The 19,429-nt window shown below is 65.8% G+C and carries 20 protein-coding genes, 1 tRNA gene and 2 pseudogenes; 12 read left to right on the forward strand and 11 right to left on the reverse strand.

Annotated features, from left to right (window positions below):
- Positions 1-140 precede the first annotated feature (140 nt).
- The 6 genes from LRS12_RS05860 to LRS12_RS05885 all read left to right on the forward strand — a co-directional run bounded on the left by LRS12_RS05860 (position 141) and on the right by LRS12_RS05885 (position 5,204).
- Positions 141-263 (forward strand): aa3-type cytochrome c oxidase subunit IV, encoded by a 123-nt coding sequence (locus LRS12_RS05860; RefSeq protein ID WP_257843743.1) that lies wholly within the window; start codon positions 141-143, stop codon positions 261-263.
- Between the two features lies 1 nt (position 264).
- Positions 265-1,386: an NAD(P) transhydrogenase subunit alpha gene (locus LRS12_RS05865; RefSeq protein ID WP_257843744.1), complete on the forward strand. Its 1,122-nt coding sequence runs from the start codon at positions 265-267 to the stop codon at positions 1,384-1,386.
- 23 nt (positions 1,387-1,409) lie between these two features.
- The gene (locus tag LRS12_RS05870; RefSeq protein ID WP_066579070.1) at positions 1,410-1,688 is read left to right on the forward strand and encodes an NAD(P) transhydrogenase subunit alpha; all 279 of its coding nucleotides are present in this window, start codon (positions 1,410-1,412) and stop codon (positions 1,686-1,688) included.
- Between the two features lie 4 nt (positions 1,689-1,692).
- On the forward strand, positions 1,693-3,171 hold the full coding sequence (locus LRS12_RS05875) for an NAD(P)(+) transhydrogenase (Re/Si-specific) subunit beta (protein ID WP_257843747.1): 1,479 nt from the start codon (positions 1,693-1,695) through the stop codon (positions 3,169-3,171).
- A gap of 88 nt (positions 3,172-3,259) precedes the next feature.
- Entirely contained in the window at positions 3,260-4,156 is an 897-nt protein-coding gene (locus LRS12_RS05880) for a hypothetical protein (protein ID WP_257843748.1), read from the forward strand.
- A 130-nt stretch (positions 4,157-4,286) separates the two neighbouring features.
- The gene (locus tag LRS12_RS05885) at positions 4,287-5,204 is read left to right on the forward strand and encodes a hypothetical protein (protein ID WP_257843749.1); all 918 of its coding nucleotides are present in this window, start codon (positions 4,287-4,289) and stop codon (positions 5,202-5,204) included.
- 2 nt (positions 5,205-5,206) lie between these two features.
- Here the strand turns inward: LRS12_RS05885 and LRS12_RS05890 are convergent.
- Positions 5,207-5,282, reverse strand: a tRNA-Lys gene (locus LRS12_RS05890).
- 45 nt (positions 5,283-5,327) lie between these two features.
- Positions 5,328-5,795 carry a 2-amino-4-hydroxy-6-hydroxymethyldihydropteridine diphosphokinase gene (gene folK / locus LRS12_RS05895; protein ID WP_257843750.1) on the reverse strand — a complete coding sequence of 156 codons (468 nt, stop codon included), beginning with the start codon at positions 5,793-5,795 and terminating at the stop codon, positions 5,328-5,330.
- 22 nt (positions 5,796-5,817) lie between these two features.
- Here folK and LRS12_RS05900 point away from each other — a divergent pair, with 22 nt between their 5' ends.
- Positions 5,818-6,477, forward strand: coding sequence for a uracil-DNA glycosylase (locus LRS12_RS05900; RefSeq protein ID WP_257843751.1), 660 nt, complete (start codon positions 5,818-5,820; stop codon positions 6,475-6,477).
- Positions 6,478-6,792: 315 nt separating this feature from the next.
- On the forward strand, positions 6,793-7,203 hold the full coding sequence (locus LRS12_RS05905; protein WP_257843752.1) for an endonuclease domain-containing protein: 411 nt from the start codon (positions 6,793-6,795) through the stop codon (positions 7,201-7,203).
- Here the strand turns inward: LRS12_RS05905 and aguB are convergent.
- Positions 7,204-8,057 (reverse strand): annotated as a pseudogene (gene aguB / locus LRS12_RS05910) (N-carbamoylputrescine amidase). It lies immediately after the preceding gene.
- Here aguB and LRS12_RS05915 point away from each other — a divergent pair.
- A complete protein-coding gene (locus LRS12_RS05915; RefSeq protein WP_257845541.1) occupies positions 7,984-8,193 on the forward strand; it encodes a hypothetical protein in 210 nt (69 codons plus the stop codon). The pseudogene aguB and the gene LRS12_RS05915 overlap by 74 nt on opposite strands.
- Positions 8,194-8,624: 431 nt before the next feature.
- On the opposite strand, the gene LRS12_RS05920 is transcribed toward LRS12_RS05915, so the two are convergent.
- Both LRS12_RS05920 and LRS12_RS05925 read right to left on the reverse strand, forming a co-directional pair.
- Entirely contained in the window at positions 8,625-9,593 is a 969-nt protein-coding gene (locus tag LRS12_RS05920; protein WP_257843753.1) for an agmatine deiminase family protein, read from the reverse strand.
- Between the two features lie 4 nt (positions 9,594-9,597).
- Positions 9,598-11,256, reverse strand: coding sequence for a M28 family metallopeptidase (locus LRS12_RS05925; RefSeq protein WP_257843754.1), 1,659 nt, complete (start codon positions 11,254-11,256; stop codon positions 9,598-9,600).
- 177 nt (positions 11,257-11,433) lie between these two features.
- Here LRS12_RS05925 and LRS12_RS05930 point away from each other — a divergent pair, with 177 nt between their 5' ends.
- Positions 11,434-13,398 carry a S9 family peptidase gene (locus tag LRS12_RS05930; RefSeq protein ID WP_257843755.1) on the forward strand — a complete coding sequence of 655 codons (1,965 nt, stop codon included), beginning with the start codon at positions 11,434-11,436 and terminating at the stop codon, positions 13,396-13,398.
- A 124-nt stretch (positions 13,399-13,522) separates the two neighbouring features.
- Here LRS12_RS05930 and rpsD read toward each other — a convergent pair whose 3' ends face one another.
- From rpsD to rpiB, 6 genes and pseudogenes are all read right to left on the reverse strand, one after another.
- Positions 13,523-14,137, reverse strand: a complete 615-nt coding sequence (gene rpsD / locus LRS12_RS05935; protein WP_257843756.1) for a 30S ribosomal protein S4 — start codon at positions 14,135-14,137, stop codon at positions 13,523-13,525.
- A gap of 153 nt (positions 14,138-14,290) precedes the next feature.
- A complete protein-coding gene (locus tag LRS12_RS05940) occupies positions 14,291-14,521 on the reverse strand; it encodes a hypothetical protein (RefSeq protein ID WP_257843757.1) in 231 nt (76 codons plus the stop codon).
- 58 nt (positions 14,522-14,579) lie between these two features.
- A complete protein-coding gene (locus tag LRS12_RS05945) occupies positions 14,580-15,296 on the reverse strand; it encodes an RNA methyltransferase (protein WP_257843758.1) in 717 nt (238 codons plus the stop codon).
- A complete protein-coding gene (gene nrdR / locus LRS12_RS05950; protein ID WP_257843759.1) occupies positions 15,293-15,754 on the reverse strand; it encodes a transcriptional regulator NrdR in 462 nt (153 codons plus the stop codon). Before nrdR ends, LRS12_RS05945 begins: the two co-directional genes overlap by 4 nt.
- A gap of 3 nt (positions 15,755-15,757) precedes the next feature.
- Positions 15,758-17,063 (reverse strand): annotated as a pseudogene (gene glyA, locus LRS12_RS05955) (serine hydroxymethyltransferase).
- Positions 17,064-17,074: 11 nt separating this feature from the next.
- Positions 17,075-17,512, reverse strand: coding sequence for a ribose 5-phosphate isomerase B (gene rpiB, locus LRS12_RS05960; RefSeq protein ID WP_257843760.1), 438 nt, complete (start codon positions 17,510-17,512; stop codon positions 17,075-17,077).
- A 106-nt stretch (positions 17,513-17,618) separates the two neighbouring features.
- Here rpiB and LRS12_RS05965 point away from each other — a divergent pair, with 106 nt between their 5' ends.
- Positions 17,619-18,077 (forward strand): hypothetical protein, encoded by a 459-nt coding sequence (locus LRS12_RS05965; RefSeq protein WP_257843762.1) that lies wholly within the window; start codon positions 17,619-17,621, stop codon positions 18,075-18,077.
- Positions 18,078-18,174: 97 nt separating this feature from the next.
- The gene (locus LRS12_RS05970) at positions 18,175-19,410 is read left to right on the forward strand and encodes a DUF3419 family protein (RefSeq protein ID WP_257843764.1); all 1,236 of its coding nucleotides are present in this window, start codon (positions 18,175-18,177) and stop codon (positions 19,408-19,410) included.
- Positions 19,411-19,429 lie beyond the last annotated feature (19 nt).

Below are 19,429 nucleotides of genomic sequence, written 5' to 3' on the forward strand. Positions count from 1 at the left end.
CGGCTGTCCCAACTTCGGTCACCCAGCATAGAACGGTCGGGTAAAGACGGGCTTAAGGCTGCCTAAAGCGCACAGGGGTTGAGGGGCGGGCGAGCGCTGTCTAAGACGGGCCGCAACGAAGCGTGTTTAGGGGAAGACGCATGGCCCAGAGCGGTGACATGAAGGCACATGAAGCGACCTATGGCGGGTTCATGCGCCTGTTGAAGGTCGGCACGATCATTTCCGTGATCCTCGCCGCGATCGTCGTCTGGCTGATCGCCTGACGTGAAGATCGCGGTCCTCAAGGAGACCGCCGCCGGTGAGCGGCGGGTCTCCGCGACGCCGGAAACCGTCAAGAAATTCGTCTCGCTGGGTGCTGCTGTCGCAGTCGAACTCGGGGCGGGTGACACCGGTTTCCTATCCGATGCAAGCTTCGAAGCTGCGGGCGCGACCATCGGTTCACGCGCGCAGGTGCTGGCCGATGCCGATATCGTGCTGGGCGTGCAGGGTCCCGATCCAGCGACGCTGGCGGGGATCAAGCCCGGTGCTTGGCTGGCGGCTGGCCTCAACCCGTTCGGTGAGCGCGCCCGCGTCGATGCTTATGCGGCGCTGGGGATCGAGGCGCTGGCGATGGAGTTCATGCCGCGCATTACACGCGCGCAGTCGATGGACATCCTCTCCTCCCAGTCGAACCTCGCGGGATACAAGGCAGTGCTCGACGCCGCGTCCGAATATGGCCGCATCTTCCCGATGATGATGACGGCTGCAGGCACCGTGTCCGCGGCCAAGGTGTTCGTCATGGGCGTCGGCGTCGCCGGGCTTCAGGCGATCGCCACCGCCCGCCGCCTCGGCGCGCAGGTGTCGGCAACCGATGTGCGCTCGGCCACCAAGGAACAGATCCAGTCGCTCGGCGCCAAGCCGATCTTCGTCGAAAATGTCGCGGGGATCGAGGGCGAAGGCTCGGGCGGTTACGCCACCGAGATGAGCGACGAATACAAGGCGGCGCAGGCCGAGCTGGTCTCGTCGCACATCGCCAAGCAGGACATCGTCATCACCACTGCGCTGATCCCGGGCCGCCCGGCCCCGCGCCTCATCACCGACGCACAGATCGCGTCGATGCGGCCGGGCAGCGTCATCGTCGACCTAGCGGTCGAAGCCGGCGGCAATGTCGAGGGCGCGGTCGCGGGTGAGGTGGTTGAGCGCCACGGCGTCAAGATCGTCGGCCACCGCAACGTGTCCTCACGGCTGGCGAGCGATGCCTCGGCGCTGTTCGCGCGCAACCTCTACAACTTTCTCTCGGCCTTCTGGGACAAGGAATCTGGCAAGCCGGTGCTCGATGAAGAGATCGGCGACGCGATCCGGCTGACCAAGGATGGCAAGGTAGTGAACGAGCGTCTGCTCGCCTGATTTTTGCGCAAGGGGGCGCTGACATGGACTTCATCTCGATCCTGTCGATCTTCGTGCTGGCGTGTTTCGTCGGCTATTATGTCGTGTGGTCGGTGACCCCGGCGCTGCACACGCCGCTGATGGCGGTCACCAATGCGATTTCCAGCGTCATCATCGTCGGCGCGCTGATCGCTTCGGCCGCTGCCGGCAGCCCGACCGCCAAATGGCTGGGGCTGATCGCGGTGGCACTGGCCAGCGTCAATATCTTCGGCGGGTTCGCCGTGACCGAGCGGATGCTCGCCATGTACAAGAAGAAGGGCTGAGCCGATGCATGAAGTTGCTCCGCTGAACCCCTGGGTCGCGCTCGCCTATCTGATTGCAGGCGTGTGTTTCATCGTCGCGCTGCGCGGCCTGTCCTCGCCCGCGACTAGCCGTCGCGGCAACCGTTTCGGCATGGCGGGCATGCTGATCGCGGTGGTGACCACGCTGGTCACGCATACCCCGACGCTTTCGGACGGCATCGGCCGCACGATGTTCGAACTTGATGTAACAACGCTCATCGAGATTTTGGCAGCGATCGCGATCGGCGGCGGGTTCGGCTGGATCGTCGCGCGCAAGATCAAGATGACCGACATGCCGCAGCTGGTGGCGGGCTTCCACTCGCTCGTCGGCCTTGCCGCGGTGCTGGTCGGCGTCGCCGCCTATCTCAACCCCGAAGCGTTCGGCATCGTCTTTCCCGCCGGATCGCCCAATGCCGGCCTGATCCTGCCGGTCAGCCGGATCGAGCTCGGCCTGGGGGTCGCGATCGGTGCGATTACCTTCTCCGGATCGGTCATCGCGTTCCTGAAGCTCAACGGGAACATGGGCGGCGCGCCGATCATGCTGCCCGGGCGCCATGTCATCAACCTCGGCACGCTCGCCGCGATCCTCGGCCTGATCGCGTTCCTGACGATTGAGCTGCGCGCGCCCGAATGGGTGTTCTGGACTGTGCTGGTCCTGTCCTTCGTCATCGGCTTCTTGCTGATCATCCCGATCGGCGGCGCCGACATGCCGGTCGTGGTGTCGATGCTCAACAGCTATTCGGGCTGGGCCGCCGCCGCGATGGGCTTCACGCTCGGCAACACCGCGATGATCATTACCGGCGCACTGGTCGGCAGCTCGGGCGCGATCCTCAGCTACATCATGTGCAAGGCGATGAACCGCAGCTTCATCAGCGTGATCGCGGGCGGTTTCGGCGGCGACAGCGGCGGTGGCGCTGCTGCGGCCAAGACCGATCGTCCGTGGAAGCGCGGCTCCGCCGAGGACGCCGCCTTCCTGATGCAACAGGCAGAACAGGTCATCATCGTCCCGGGATACGGCATGGCGGTGGCGCAGGCTCAGCACGTCCTTCGCGAAATGGGCGACAAGCTCAAGGAACATGGCGTCCGCGTCAAATACGCGATCCATCCGGTCGCGGGCCGTATGCCCGGTCACATGAACGTGCTGCTCGCCGAAGCCAACGTCCCCTATGACGAGGTGTTCGAGCTGGAGGACATCAACAGCGAGTTCAGCCAGACCGACGTCGCCTTCATCATCGGCGCGAACGACGTGGTCAATCCGGCGGCGAAGACCGATAAATCCTCGCCGATCTATGGCATGCCGGTGTTCGACGTGAACAAGGCCAAGACGGTGTTGTTCATCAAGCGCAGCATGGGCGGGGTCGGCTATGCCGGTGTCGACAACGACGTCTTCTACCAGGACAACACCATGATGCTGCTCGCCGACGCGAAGAAGATGGTGGAAGAGATCGTCAAGTCGCTCGACTGAATGTGTCTGATTCCGGACGCCCGTAATCGCTTGATATCCGGGCGCGATCGGGACAGCATCTCCCAGCAATCATTTGGGGGGATGAGCAATGCTGAGTGTCGGGCGGATTCTGGAGGGCGCGTTCGGGCTGGTGCGCGAGCGTTTCGTCGCCGTCGCGGTGTGGATCGGCATCTATATGGCCTGCAACATCGCGTTCATGCTGACATTGATGCCGATGATGGGAGCGGCGATGAACCCCGCTGCGGCGTCCGATCCCGGCGCGATGCTCGCGGCGATGCTGCCGATGTTCGCGATGATCCCGGTCTTCCTGCTGATCGCGACCGTGCTCTACGCTGCGGCGATGCGTGCCGTGCTTCGGCCCGACGCGGGCGGGCTCGCCTTTCTGCGGTTGGGGATGGATGAGCTGCGCCTGATCGGGTTGTGCATCATCTTCGCTATTGTCGGGATGGTGCTGATGTTCGGTATTTCGATGGCGTTCGGCCTTGTCAGCGTGGGCATCATGGCAAGCACCGAAGCCGGGATGGGTTCGGTGCTGATGAGCTTCCTGCTCATGATCGCAGTGTTCGCGATCTTCATCTTCTTCATCGTCCGCTTCTCGCTGGCCTTTCCGCTCACATTGTACCGCGGGAAAATCGTGATTGGCGAGGCGTGGACGCTCAGTCGAGGGCGGTTCTGGAGCCTGTTCGGAGCGACGTTCGTCATCACGCTGATCCTGGTGATCCTCAACATCGCCGTCTCGGTCTTCACCATGGGCAGCTATTTTTTCGACCTGATGGGTGCAGCAGGCAACCCTGAGGCCGTGGCCCTGGCGGCGGAGGCGCAGGCGCAATCCTATGCGCAGTTCAGTCCGGTGATGATCCTGTCCTCGCTCGGCACGGCGATCGTGGCAGGACTTGGCGTCGCGCTGACCGGCGGGAGCGTCGCTACTGCCGCGAAGCTGCTGCTTCAGGACGAAATGGACGACGCCGAGGACGTGTTCGGCTGAGGCCTTGCGTTCTTGATCCGTTCTGGAGATAACTGGCGGCAGGCCGGTTGATATCGGAGCCACCTTGTGCTGACGCGCCACCTCGCCCCGCGATTACATCCGCATTGCAGCGCAAAGCGGAGGGATTGCGATGAATGACGCCATGCCGGTTGCCGAACCTGCCATCGCCCGCGCGCTGATCGTCGCGCCGGTTGCCGCGCAGGATCGGCATGCCACAGCACTCGCAGCAGGCGGAGCGCGGGTGTTGCGCACAGTCGTTCCAGATGGACTGGAGGTGGCGCTCGAGTCGCTGATCGTCGTCGAGCTGATCCTGATCGACGGCGTCGGTCTCGCCCCCGATCGCGCGGCGGCGAGTGCAGAGCGGATCGTCGACTGGGCGCGAGGCGGAGATTGCAGGATCGTCGCCCTGCTCGATCGGGACGCGCTCGACCTCGCCGCGCCGGTATTGCTGGATGCGGGCGCGATGTTGCTGTGCGATCCAGCCGCATCGGACTATGCCGCCGCGCTGGCCCTGGCGACGGTGCCGCCGGGTGCCCGACTGTACGACGCGACGCGTGAGCGCGAGACGGAGCGGTTGCGGTTGCTCAACGAGGAAGTCGCGCGGCTCGCCGCCGTATTGTCCGATTTCGCCGCCGACCCGGTCCGACGCGAACTGCGCGAACGCGGTCCCAGTTTTCGCGCGGAGCCGAGCGCAGTCCCCGATCCCGATCCGCGCACCGTTCGCGCCACGATCCGCGCTCGGCGGCTGCGCGACCAGCATTTCGCGCCCGAGCTGTTCGCCGATCCCGCCTGGGACATGCTGCTCGACCTTTACGCCGCGCGGCTGGAAAGGGGCCGGGTGTCGGTGTCCAGCCTGTGCATCGCCGCGTCGGTCCCGCCGACCACTGCGCTGCGCTGGATCGGGACGATGCACGATGCGGGGCTGTTCGAGCGCGAGGCCGATCCCGGCGATCGGCGTAGAGCGCACATCATGCTGTCGGCGCGGGCGGCGGATGCAATGCGGGGATATTTCGCGGCGGTCGCGCGGCTGGGGCTGATGCCGGCCTGAACTGGTGAGCCCTGATGGATTCGAACCATCGACCTACTGATTAAAAGTCAGTTGCTCTACCGACTGAGCTAAGGGCCCCCATGCTGGGTCAGGCGCTGCACCTAGGGGCGCGGACGCGGCGGGTCAACCGGGGAGGCGGGCCGCAAGCTGGCGAATGGTGCGCGCCGTCAGCGGATCGCGCCACTCGGGGACGATGCTGGCGAGCGGGTGCAGGACGAAATCGCGCTGGCGGAACAGCGGGTGCGGGACGGTGAGGCCGGGGCTGCTCCACGCGCCGCCCGACCAGAGGATCAGGTCGAGGTCGATCACCCGCGCGTCCCAGCGACGACCGCGGCGGCGGCCGAAGCTGCGCTCGATCTGCTTGAGGCGGGCGAGCAGTTCGGTCGGAGATTCGGCGGTCTGGATCAGGATCGCGGCATTGGCGAAGCGGCGGCGGGAGGGGCCGAGCGGGGCGGTTTCGATCACGGAGGAGCGCGCGACCACCCCGCCGATCGCCGCGACCGCCGCCGCCAGTTCCTGACGCGGCGAGCCGTGGCGGCCGCGCCGGTTCGATCCCAGCGCAATGACATAATGGTGGGTTGAGGCGCTCACCTGCCCCGCCTATCCCGGCTGCATGATCCCGCCAAGCCCGTTGCCCGATACCGAGCCGCCCCGCGATTGCCCGCGCTGCCCGCGCCTCGTCGCGCTGCGGCAGGAGTTGCGGGCGGAGTATCCCGACTGGTGGAACGCGCCGGTCCCGGCGTTCGGCGATCCGACAGGCTGGCTGGGCATTATCGGCCTGGCCCCCGGCAAGCATGGCGCGAACCGGACCGGGCGGCCCTTTACCGGGGATTTCGCGGGCGACCTGATGTTCGCGACGCTGGCCAAGTTCGGGTTCACCAGCGGAACCTATGAGAGCCGCGCCGATGACGGCTTGCAGCTGAACGGCGCGATCATCGTCAATTCGGTCAAATGCCTGCCGCCCGAGAACAAGCCGACGCCCGAGGAAGCACGAACCTGTCGCCCCTTTGCCGAGGCGCAGGTCGATGCGCTGCCCAATGCCCGCATCTTCATCGCTTTGGGCCAGATCGCGCACCAGAGCGCGGTCAAGATCCTCGGCGGCAAGCTGCCCAAGTGCCGCTTCGGGCATCTGGCGGAACATCGCATGCCGGATGGGCGGGTGCTGATCGATAGCTATCACTGCTCGCGCTACAACCAGAATACCGGGCGGCTGACGGCGGAGATGTTCGAGGCGGTGTTCGCGCGGGCGCTCGAGTTGCGCGGAACGGTGTGAGCGTCCGACGAAGCTGACGTTTTCGATGGCGTTTCCGGCTGAGGCGACCGTGAAGCGACCGGTTCGAGACTGCAACGCGACACCGGCGCGACGGCTGCGCGACGCCGGGTGGCGGGGTGTCAGGCTGTTAGCGAAGGGCATGGTGGCTGTCCCCGAGTGTCGAAGGGGCAGATGAGATATGCCTGATCAGGGTCTGTAGGAAAGCGGGTTCTGGGGGCCACAGCAGCGAAGTCTGGCCCATCATGCCTCCCCTCCCTGAAAGGGAGGGGTCGGGGGTGGGTTGGCGGGCGAAGCACGCCATTCTACGCTCACCCCATGCGACGCCGGATCGACCCAGAGCTGACCCGAAGGGCACGTGAGCTGCGCAACAATCCGACGTCCGCAGAGAAAGCGATCTGGCACCGTATCGCGCGCTATCGCCCCGCCTTCACGCGACAGCTGGTCGTCGCGCCGTTCATCATCGACCTGGCCTGCCGACAGGCACGACGTGGCATCGAGTTCGACGGCAGCCACCATCTGGATGCGTTGGACGCCGATGCGCGGCGGACGCAGTATCTGGAAACCCAGGGCTGGCGCATCATCCGACTGTGGAATTCGGACGTGCTGGCGAACCCCGATGGCGCGGCCCTGCATATTCTGGCGACAGCCGCCGAGTGCCTCGGCGGCACCCACCCCCAACCCCTCCCTTCCAGGGAGGGGAGAGAAAGACGCCGCCGCTTCGACTGATCAGACGTCCTCGACCATGCGCCGGTACAGCTCCGGCCGGCGGTCGCGGAAGAAGCCCATGCCGGCGCGGTGCTTGCGCGCGCGGTCGAGGTCGAGCGTGGCGGTGAGGACGCCGGTTTCCTCCGCGCCGAATTCGGCAAGGATGTCGCCCCATTCGTCGCAGATGAAGCTGTGGCCGTAGAAGCGCTGGTCGCCCTCGGTGCCGATGCGGTTAGAGGCGATGACGGGGACGACGTTGGACACGGCATGGCCGATCATCGCGCGGCGCCACATGCGGCTGGTGTCGAGATCGGCGTCATAGGGCTCCGACCCGATCGCGGTGGGGTAGAACAGCAGCTGCGCGCCCATCAGCATCATCGTGCGCGCGGTTTCGGGATACCATTGGTCCCAGCAGATGCCGACGCCGAGCGCCGCGTCCTCCGCGGGGCCGTCCCACACCTTGAACCCCGTATTGCCGGGGCGGAAATAATATTTCTCTTCATAGCCGGGGCCGTCGGGAATGTGGCTCTTGCGATAGACCCCCGCGACCTTCCCGTCGGGTCCGATCATCGCGAGGCTGTTGTAGAAATGCGGCCCGTCCGCCTCGAAGAAGCTGGTCGGGATGTGAATCTGCAGCTCCGCCGCGAGTTTTTGCATCGCGGTGACGGCGGGGTGGCTGGCGAGCGGTCTGGCGGTCGCGAACAGCGCCTCGTCCTCGACCCGGCAGAAATATTCGCCTTCGAACAATTCGGGGGGAGGACGACCTGCGCGCCCTTCCCTGCCGCCTCGCGCACGAGGTCGGTGACGTTGGCGATGTTCTGCGCCGTGTCGGTGGTGAAAGCGAGCTGGAGCGCGGCGACGGTGATCTGGGTCATGCGGGGGTATTTAGGGCGTGGGCCTCCCTTCGTCACCCCGGACTTGTTCCGGGGTCCACCGGGCGGCGGGCGCATCGGCATGACGGCGAGCGGTGCGCTGGCGGCGGGGTGGACCCCGGCACGGGGGCCGGGGTGACGATTGTGGGGAAGGCCGCCCTCTACCATCGTCGTCCCGGGCTTGACCCGGGACGGGGCTGTTCTTCTCTCCCGTAGCGCGAAGAAGAAGCCTTGGCCCGGCTCAAGGCCGGGCTGACGAGCGGGGTTGGGGATCGCCTAAACGCGAGCGCCCGGCACGATAGCCAACCAGCGCAGCACCGACCCACAGCATCGTAGGGACACTGATCAAGGCGAGCCCGGCCACATACCAAGAGAACCAAGACGGATCAGCAACCCGTGCGGCCAAGAAGACAGTCGTGTAGATCGTCAACGGAGCCACAGCCAGCGCTGCCAGCATCGCCCGCCGGGTCCGACGCATCCGAAGCTGCGCCAAAGCGAAACCCAATATGGCGGGCCCTAGGAGGATCGTCGCCCAGAACCACCAGTCAGCGTAAAGGCCGCCGTCCGAGTTCACTTCGGAATCTGCTGCGAGATGCAGTGGAAACTCCCGCCGCCGGTCAGGATATGGTCCGCGCGCAAGCCCACTGCCTCGCGGCCCGGGAAGAGCGCGCCGATCGTTTCCACCGCCTTGCGGTCATTGGGTTGGCCGTAGACGGGCACGACCACCGCGGCGTTGCCGATGTAGAAGTTCATGTAGCTTGCCGGCACCACCTCATCGCCATGGATGACGCGGCCGGGCGAGGGGATGGGGACGACCTCGACCCCGAAGGCTTCGGCGCGGCGTTTGGCGTCGGCATAGACCAGCCAGTTGGGGTCGTTTTCCTCCGGCACCGGGATCGCCAGGCGGTTCTCGCCGACGAAGCGGGCGAGATTGTCGACATGGCCGTCGGTGTGATCGTGGGCGAGGCCGTTGCCGAGCCACAGCACGCGATCCAAGCCGAGATCCTCGCGCAGCCGCCGCTCCGCCTCCCATTGCGACAGGCCGGGGTTGCGGTTGCGGTTGAGCAAGCACTGTTCGGTGGTGACGACGAGGCCCGTGCCGTCCCAGTCGATCGATCCGCCCTCGAGGATCCAATCATGCTCGACCGTGTCGATCCGGCGCTTCGCGGCGAGGCGGCGGCCGATATCCTCGTCGCCGTCATATTCATATTTCCCGCCCCAGCCGTTGAAGCCGAAGGCGTGGCCAACGCCCTTGTCGTCGACGATCACGCCCGTGTCGCGCAGCCAGATGTCGCCGAACGGGGCGACCACGACCTTGGCGGTATCGCCCACGAGCAGGGATGCGGCCCCCGCCGCTTCGTCATCGGCGGCGACCAGCAGCACCTGTTCCCCCGCCCCATCGGCATGGACCGCGCGGGCGAAGGCCGCGACCTCGGCGCGCGCGGCGCCGAGCGAGTCCCAGAGTTCGGGATGGCTGGGAAAGCCGATCCACACCGCCTTGTGCGGTGCCCATTCGGGGGGAAGGTGCGGGGTCGTCACGTGTTTACTTGGCTCCTGCGCGGGATTTGTCGCGGGCGGCACGGAATTCGTCGCCCTCGACCCAGTTGGGCCAGGCGGCGCTCATCGCGAGCATGCGGCCGACCGCGTAATAGATTTGCAGGTCCTTTTCCGCGCCCGCCCAGTTCCAGTTGGGATCGAACTCATCCTTCGGACCGTGGTACTTGTTCTTCTCATAGTCCGCGGCGGCGGCGCGGCCCGCGTCGCGCCCGCCCTCGATCAGGTCGTCGCCCGCGTCGAAATAGAGCATCGGCACGCCATGCTTGGCGAGCATGAAATGGTCGGAGCGATAGTAGAATCCCTTTTCCGGGGTCGGTTCGGCATTGGCCATGCGGTTCTGCTTGGCGAGCGCGGCCTTGAGATAGGTGTCGAGTTCCGACTTGCCCATGCCCATGACGACCACATTCTTTGCAGGCGGCGTCAGGTTCATCGCGTCGATGTTCACCCCGCCCACGGTCTTGGCGAGCGGATAGACCGGGTTGTCGCCATAATATTTGGAGCCGAGCAGGCCCGATTCCTCGGCGGTGACGGCGAGGAAGACGAGGCTGCGGTCCGGCGCACCGGCGTCCTTGTTCGCCTTTGCGATCGCGATCAGCGCGGCGGTGCCGGTGGCATTGTCGATCGCGCCGTTGCAGATGTCGTCGCCATCGGGCGCGGCCTGGCAGCGACCGAGATGGTCCCAGTGCGCGGTGTAGAGGACATATTCGTCGGGCCGCTTGGCACCGGGGAGGATGCCGATGACATTCTTCGACGCATGTTTGCGGATGCTGTTGTCGAAGCTGACCGATGCCTTGACGTCGCCCAGCGGCACGGCCTTGAAGCCCTTGACCTTCGCGGCGGCGGACAGCTTGTCGAAATCCTGGCCCGCGCTGGCAAACAGCGCCTTGGCCTTGTCGAGCTGGATCCAGCCATTGGCGGCGGTCTGGTCCATATGGCCGTTGGCGGCGTCGGCGACCTGCTGCTCGCCGGTCCAGCTCGATTCGACGACATTCCAGCCATAGGCCGCGGGCTGGGTGTCGTGGACGATGATCGCGGCGGCGGCACCCTGACGCGCGGCTTCCTCGTACTTGTAGGTCCAGCGGCCGTAATAAGTCATCGCCTGGCCGCCGAAATCGCCCTGAAGCCCCGCAGTCTCCCAGTCGGGATCGTTGACGAGGATGACGACGGTCTTCCCCTTCACGTCCACCCCGGCATAGTCGTTCCAGCCCTTTTCCGGCGCGTTGATGCCGTATCCGACGAACACGACGGGGCTGTCCTTGACCGCGATCCTGGGCGTGACGCGATAGGTGCTGACGACCATTTCGGAGCCGTATTTCAGGCTGATCGGCGCGGTGCCGCCGGTGAAGCTCAGCGGCGAGACATTCTGCGCAGTGATCGCGACCAGCGGCACGTCCTGAAACCAGCTGCCGTTGTTGCCCGGCTGAAGCCCCGCCTTCTGGAACTGGTCGACGAGATAGGCGAGCGTCTTTTCCTCGCCCGGCGTGCCGGGGGCGCGGCCTTCGAACTCATCCGACGACAGCGTCTGGGTGGCCGCCTTCATCAGGTCCATCGGCATGGCGGGCAGCGCGACGTCCGGCACCGTCGCGGTGTCGGAAGCGGTCGAACAGGCGGCAAGGCCCAGCAGGGCGAGCAACGCGAGGCGCATGGGGCATCGTCTCCACAGATACTTGTGATGCGGGGACTATTGGCAGGGGGCGGCAGCGGGGGCAAGCGGCGGGTGCGACGCGCCCGCGCCGTGCCAATCGCCGCAATCTCCGGCTGCCATCACCCGGCTTGCCGAATACTCAAACCGGCAATAGCCTGACCCGGCAAAGGGGGTATTATGCGATTTTCGATTATTCTGGCCGCGCTTGCCGTGGCTGCGTCTCCGGCTGCCGCGCAGAATTTCGACGCCGCGAAGGCGTTCGGTGCGCGCGAATCGGTGAGTCAGGTCAGCCTGTCGCCCGACGGGACACGCATCGTCTATGTCGCGCCCCATGCTGGCCGGGGATCGGCGGTCTATGTGGCAAAGCTCGACGGCTCTGCCCCGCCGGTGCGCGTCGGGGTCACCGACGGCAAGCCCGATCGCGTCGGCTATTGCCGCTGGGCGAGCAACACGCGGCTGCTGTGCAGCGCCTGGGGGATCATCGCCAATCCGCTGTTGATGACCGTCTCGCGCCTGATCGCGATGGACGCGGACGGGAAGAATGTCGGGGTGATCGAACAGCCGGGTACCGGACGCGAACTGCTGGGCGATACCAGCTATGGCGGATCGGTCATCGACTGGAACCCCGGGACCGACGGCAGCGTGCTGATGATGCGCGGCTATGTCCCCGAATATGATACCGGCACGCGGCTGGCGCAGACCAGACGCGGGGTGGGCGTCGACCTGATCGACGTGACCACGATGAAGGTGCGCAATGTCGAGCGGCCCGCCGAGGACGTGACCCGCTACATCACCGATGGGCGGGGCAATGTCCGCATCATCGCGCGCGTGGTGCTGCGCGACGGCTATTCGACCGGCCCCCGCCTCTATTCCTTCCGCCGCAAGGACAAGCAGCAATGGGAGGCGCTGAGCCGCACCGATTCGACCGACCAAACCGATCCGGCATTCATGCCCCAGGCGGTCGATCCGACGCTGGACATCGCCTATGGCTTCAAGCGCCACAACGGACGGCTGGCGGTGTTCAGCAAGGCGCTGGACGGGAGCGGGACGGAGACGCTCGTCTATGCCCACCCCGCAGTCGATGTCGATGGGCTGGTCCGGATCGGTCGTAACCGCCGCGTGGTCGGGGTGAGCTATTCCACCGACAAGAGCCATGTCCATTATTTCGACAAGGACGTCGCGACGCTGCGCACGATGCTGGCCCGGGCGCTGCCCAAGCTGCCATTGCTCGACATCGTCGATTCGAGCGAGGACGAGAAACGGATGCTGGTGTGGGCCGGCAGCGATACCGATCCGGGCCGCTATTTTCTGTTCGACCGCACGACCAAGCAATTGTCCGAGGTGATGCTGACCCGCCCCGAGCTGGAAAATGTCGCGATGGGGACGATGCGGCACATCAGCTACCCCGCCGCCGACGGTACGATGATCCCGGCCTATCTGACTTTGCCGCCGGGCAGCAGCGGCAAGAACATCCCTGCGATCGTGCTGCCGCATGGCGGGCCAGGCGCACGCGATTATTGGGGCTTCGACTGGCTGTCGCAATTCTATGCCAGCCAGGGTTTTGCCGTGCTGCAGCCCAATTTCCGCGGGTCGGCGGGCTATGGCGATGCCTGGTTCCAGCGCAACGGATTCCAGGACTGGAAGGTTGCAATCGGCGATGTGTCCGATGCCGGGCGCTGGCTGGTCAAGCAGGGGATCGCCGATCCGGCACAGCTCAACATCCTTGGCTGGTCGTATGGCGGCTATGCGGCGCTGCAATCGGCAGTGGTCGATCCCGACCTGTTCAAGCGGGTGGTGGCGATCGCCCCGGTAACCGATCTGGAAAAACTCAAGTCGGACAACGAGGGTTATTCAAGCTATGTCGTGGTGTCGCGCTTCGTGGGATCGGGACCGCATGTCATCGAAGGGTCGCCCGCCCGGCAAGCCGCGAAGATCAAGGCACCGGTGCTGATGTTCCATGGCGATCAGGACCTGAATGTCGCGATCGGCCAGGCGCGGCTGATGCAGGACAAGCTGAAGGCCGCAGGTGCCACCAGCGAGCTGATCGAGTATCCGGGCCTCGACCATTATCTGGAGGACAGCGCCGTGCGCGAACAGATGCTGCGCAAGACGGCAGCGTTCCTGAAGGCACCGGTGAAGTGAATTCGAGGGCGGAAGGGGCCGGCGTCGCGCCCCTTCCGCCCCGGCCCGATCCGGAACGATCCACACAACGAAAAAGGGCGGCCCTTGCGGACCGCCCTTTTGCTTGTTCAGCTGACGCCGAAACTTAGCGCGAGTAGAATTCGACGACCAGATTCGGTTCCATCTTCACCGGATAGGGCACCTCGTCGAGGGTGGGCACGCGGGTGAAGGTGATCTTCGACGCGCCATCCGGAGCGATGTAGTCGGGGATGTCGCGCTCGGCCAGGCTCTGCGCTTCCATCACCAGCGCCATCTCGCGCGCCTTGCTGCCCAGCTCGACGGTTTCGCCGACCTTGATGCGGCGCGAACCGATGTTGCACTTCTCGCCGTTGACCTTGACGTGGCCGTGGTTGACCAGCTGGCGCGCGGCGAAGATCGTCGGCGCGAACTTGGCGCGATAGACGATCATGTCGAGGCGCATTTCGAGCAGGCCGATCAGGTTCTGACCGGTATCGCCCTTCATGCGCGACGCATCTTCATAGGCGCGCTTGAACTGCTTCTCGGTCACGTCGCCGTAGTAGCCCTTGAGCTTCTGCTTGGCGCGCAGCTGGATGCCGAAGTCCGACATCTTGCCCTTGCGACGCTGACCATGCTGGCCGGGGCCGTACTCACGCTTGTTGACGGGCGACTTGGGACGACCCCAGATGTTCTCGCCCATCCGGCGGTCGAGCTTGTACTTGGCGCTGGAGCGCTTCGACATGATAAATTCCTAACAATTGCTACGACGTTGACCCGGCAGCGAACTGCCTGATCGCGATTCCGGTATCGCCTGTGCATGCGCACAGGGCCGCTGCTTCACCGGAGTGCAGGGCCGATTGCGAAGGCGCGCGCTTAGCTGCGGCGTGGCGGCGAGTCAATCGGGCTTGGTCCGACGACGCTCCTTGCGTTCCTCGACCATGCCGGTCGGATCCTCGAGCGCGCGCCATTCGGCCGCGGTCTTGCAGATCTTGCGCACGCCCATGCGACTGCCGGTTTCCTCGTCAATGCGGCAGATCTTGGGCTCTTTGGTCGGCTTGGGTGCCGGTGCCTTGGCCTCATCGATCGGGGCGGCGGCAAACAGGGCGAGAATAATGGCGCCGAACATGGCAAACTCCTGCTACAGATCAACGCCTTGTACCGCGACATTGACGCGCTGCAACCCGTCAGGCGCGGCTGCGCTTCTTCCCCTCCAGCGCCGACAGCACGCCGCGCATCGTGCGCAATTCCTGTTCGGTCCAGCCCGGCTTGGTCAGCAGGTTGCGCAGCGTCAGCCGCGTCACGCCGACGCGCTCGGGCGGGTAATAATAGCCGCTGTCGGCGAGAAGCCGTTCGAAATGACCGATCAGTCCCTCCAACTCGGCCTGCGGAGCCGGGACGTCGAGGTCGGTGCGCGGCGGCTGGGCGAGACCTTGCGCCTTCGACCATTCATAGGCGACGAGGATCACCGCCTGGGCAAGGTTGAGCGAGCCGAACTCAGGATTGATCGGCACGGTCAGGATCGTGCGGGCGAGGTTGACGTCTTCGGTCGCGAGGCCCGAACGCTCGGCACCGAACAGGATCGCGCTGCGACCCGGCGCGGCGTGGATTTCCGCCGCCGCCTCTGCCGGGTTCACCACCGGCTTGGTCACCCCACGCTTGCGCACGGTGGTGGCATAAACATGCGGGCAATCGGCGACGGCCTCCGCGACACTGTCGAACATCTGCGCCTTTTCAAGCACGATGTCCGCGCCGCTCGCCGCCGGACCCGCCGATGGATTGGGCCAGCCATCGCGCGGCGTCACCAGGCGCATTTCGGTCAGCCCGAAATTGAGCATCGCGCGCGCCGCCTTGCCGATATTCTCGCCAAGCTGGGGCCGCACCAGAACGATGACCGGGTTCACTGCTTCCCGACCTCGCTGATATTGCTCGCGAATTCCTCGAAATCCCTGGCCTCGCGGAAATCGCGATAGACGCTGGCGAAGCGGATATAGGCGACCGAATCGAGGTGCTTGAGTCCCTCCATCACCATCTCGCCGATGCGCTGCGACGGGATTTCGGGGTCGCCCAAAGTCTCGAGCTGGCGCTGGATGCCCGAGACGAGCTTTTCGACCTGATTGGCGTCGATCGGCCGCTTGCGGCACGCGAGCGAGACCGACCGGATCAGCTTGTCGCGGTCGAACGGCTCGCGCTTGTCCTCGGACTTGAGCACGAACAGTTCGCGCAGCTGGATGCGTTCGAACGTCGTGAAGCGGGCGGCGCACGCCTCGCACTGGCGCCGACGACGGATCGCCGCCCCGTCTTCGGTGGGGCGGCTATCCTTTACCTGTGAGGCTTCATGTCCGCAGAACGGGCAGCGCAATCCTCACGCCTCCGGGTAGATCGGGAAGCGTTCGCACAGGGTGCGGACGCGCTGACGGACATTCGCCTCGACCTCGGGGTCGCCGCCCTCGCCCTTGTTCCGCAGGCCGTCGAGCACGTCGGCGACCATGTTGCCGATCTCGCGGAATTCGGCCGGGCCGAAGCCGCGGGTGGTGCCGGCGGGCGATCCGACGCGGATGCCGCTGGTCTTGACCGGGGGAGCGGATCGTTGGGGATACCGTTCTTGTTGCAGGTGATCGCGGCGCGTTCGAGCGCCTCGTCCGCATCCTTGCCGGTGACGCCGAGCGGGGTGAGGTCGATCAGCGCGAGGTGGGTGTCGGTGCCGCCCGAGACGACCGCTGCGCCACGCTCGGTCAGCGTCGCGGCGAGCACCTTCGCATTTTCGACCACCGCGGCGGCATAGCTCTTGAACTCGGGGCGCAGCGCTTCGCCAAACGCGACCGCCTTGGCGGCGATCACGTGCATCAGCGGGCCGCCCTGCAGGCCGGGGAACACCGCCGAGTTGATCTTCTTCGCGATGGCTTCGTCATCGGTCATGATCATGCCGCCGCGCGGCCGCGCAGCGTCTTGTGCGTGGTGGTGGTGACGACATGCGCGTGGCCGAACGGGGTCGGGTGGACGCCGCCGGCGACGAGCCCCGCGAAATGCGCCATGTCGACCATGAACAGCGCGCCGACCTCATCCGCGATCGCGCGGAACTTGGCGAAGTCGATATGGCGCGGATAGGCCGATCCGCCGGCGATGATCAGCTTGGGCTGATGTTCCCGCGCCTTGGCCGCGACCTCGTCGAAGTCGATCAGGTGGGTAACCGGATCGACGCCGTACTGGACCGCGTTGAACCACTTGCCGCTCATCGCCGCCCTGGCGCCGTGGGTCAGGTGACCGCCCGAGTCGAGGCTGAGGCCCATGATCGTATCGCCGGGCTTGGTCAGCGCAAGCATCACCGCACCATTGGCCTGTGCGCCCGAATGCGGCTGGACGTTGGCGAAGCCGCAGTTGAACAGCTGCTTGGCGCGGTCGATCGCGAGCTGCTCGACTTCGTCCGAGGGGTGGCAGCCCTGATAATAGCGCTTGCCGGGATAGCCCTCGGCATATTTGTTGGTGAAGACGCTGCCCTGGGCCTCCAGCACCGCCTTCGACACGATATTCTCGCTGGCGATCAGCTCGATCTGATACTGCTCGCGCTCCAGCTCGTGCGCGACGCCCGCGAATACGGCGGGATCGGCATCGGCAAGCGCGGTGGTGAAGAAGCCGTCCGAGCGGATGGCGCTGATTGGATTGGTGCTCATAGTCTGGTCCTTCAGAGAGCCGGGGACGTCAGCTTGTCCACGCGGCGCTGGTGCCGGTCGCCGCCGAATTCGGTGGCGAGAAATGCGGTGATGCAGGCCTTTGCCATCTCGACCCCGATCAGCCGGGCGCCCATGGCGATGACGTTCGCATCATTATGTTCGCGCGCGAGGGTGGCGGAGAGCGGCTCCGAAACCAGCGCGCAGCGCGCAGCGGGGTTGCGGTTGACCGCGATCGAGATGCCGATGCCGCTGCCGCACAGCGCGATGCCGCGTTCCGCACTGCCGTCGGCAATCGCCGAAGCGAGCTTGTAGCCGAAATCAGGATAATCGACGCTGGCGTTGCTGTCCGGGCCGAGATCGGCGACGTCATGGCCCGCGCCGCGCAACCAGTCGGCAAGCGCCGCCTTGAGGTCGATGGCGGCGTGGTCCGAAGCGATGGCGATACGCATGGGAAGAGCGGTTCGACCCTTGAGCTGAATGGATGACGCGCTCTCTAGGCGTTCGCCGCGGCGATGGCTACACCGGATCGCACGATTCAAGCTGTGGAGGGTGCAAGTGCGGCTTTTGCTGTGGATGGGTGCAGTGGCGTTGTTGTCCGGATGCGGCGGGGAGTTGAGCAACGATCAGCAGGCGGCCCTAGTCGAGAATGCCATCGCCAATGCGGAGGCGGCGGCGCAGAATGTGACGCGCGAGGCCCGGCGCGACCGACTGGCCGAACGGGCGCCGCAGCGCGATGCGTGGATCGGCAAATGGGTCGGCGTCGAGGGGTTGGTGCTGGAAATCGCCAAGGGCGACGAACCGGGCCGCTATCGCATCACCAACAGCTGGAGCCTGGACGAAGGCGATACAGGGACATTCGACGGCCGCGCGAGCGAGGACGGCATCGTGTTCCGGCGCGGTGAGACGCGGGTCGAGCTGGTCGCGGGCGATGGCGACGCGACCGGCATGAAGTGGCTGGCGGGCAAGAAGGATTGCCTGATCGTCGCCCCGGGCGAGGGTTATTGCCGGGATTGATCCGTGACGGTTCGGTTACGGCGGCGGTCACGTAGCTGACACGCAACCACCATATGCGCGCCCCGGAGGGAAGCCGGTTTCCCGGGGAGCCGATCGCATGGGTTCAACTGCCAGCCAGCCGCGCAACGAGGCTGTCCGCAATGCCGTCCACCGCCATGAGCATCTGAGCAAGGAAGGGCTGCTCGAGCGCGCCTTTACCTTCGCGTTCCGGGGGCTGGTCTATGCGCAGATCTGGGAAGACCCCGAGGTCGATATGGAGGCGCTGGCGATCACGCCCGATTGCCATGTCGTCACGATCGCGAGCGGCGGGTGCAACGTCCTGTCCTACCTGACCGCGAACCCGGCGAAGATAACGGCCGTCGACCTCAACACCGCGCATATCGCGCTAAACAAGCTGAAGCGCGCGGCGGCGATTCACCTGCCCGATCATGCGACGTTCCATCGATTCTTCGCGCAGGCCAACCGGCCCGAGAATGTCGCGGCGTATCAGGAATGGCTGCGTCCCCATCTCGACGATGCGACGCGGCGCTACTGGGAGGGCCGCGACCTGGCCGGGCGGCGGCGGATCCGCGGCTTTGCCGGGGGCTTCTACAAGCGCGGGCTGCTCGGCGGATTCATTGGCGCGGCGCATCTGCTGGCCAAGCTCTATCGCATCGACCCGCGCGAATTGCTCGCGGCGAAAAGTGTCGAGGAGCAGCGCGCGATCTTCGAGACGCGCCTCGCCCCGGTGTTCGACAAGAAGTTCGTGCGCTGGCTGATCGACCAGCCGGCGTCTTTGTTCGGCCTGGGAATCCCGCCCGCGCAGTACGAAGCGCTGGCCGGGGACGATCCGCGCGGAATCGGCGCGGTGCTGCGCGCGCGGCTGGAAAAGCTCGCCTGCGATTTCGACCTGTCGGACAATTATTTCGCGTGGCAGGCATTCGGGCGTGGCTATGGCGCGGGCGAGAATGCGCCGCTGCCGCCCTATCTGCGCGCGGCGAATTACGACATGGTCCGCGACCGGGCGGAGCGGGTCGAGGTGCTGCACCAGAATTTCGTCGAGTATCTCGACTCGATGCCGGACGGGTCGCTCGACCGCTATATCCTGCTCGATGCCCAGGACTGGATGACCGATGCGCAGCTGACGCGGCTGTGGGATACGATGACGCGGACGGCTAAACCGGGTGCGCGCGTTCTGTTCCGGACCGCCGCCGCGCCGACCCTGTTGCCGGGGCGCGTGCCGGACGCGATCCTCGATCGTTGGGACTATGCAGAGGCGGAGTCGCGCGACTTTACCGCGCGCGACCGTTCGGCCATTTATGGCGGCGTGCACCTCTATCGCCTCAAGCCGTGACAGCGAATTCCGGTCATGC

Source organism: Sphingomonas sp. J344 (assembly GCF_024700005.1).
GTDB lineage: Bacteria > Pseudomonadota > Alphaproteobacteria > Sphingomonadales > Sphingomonadaceae > Sphingomonas.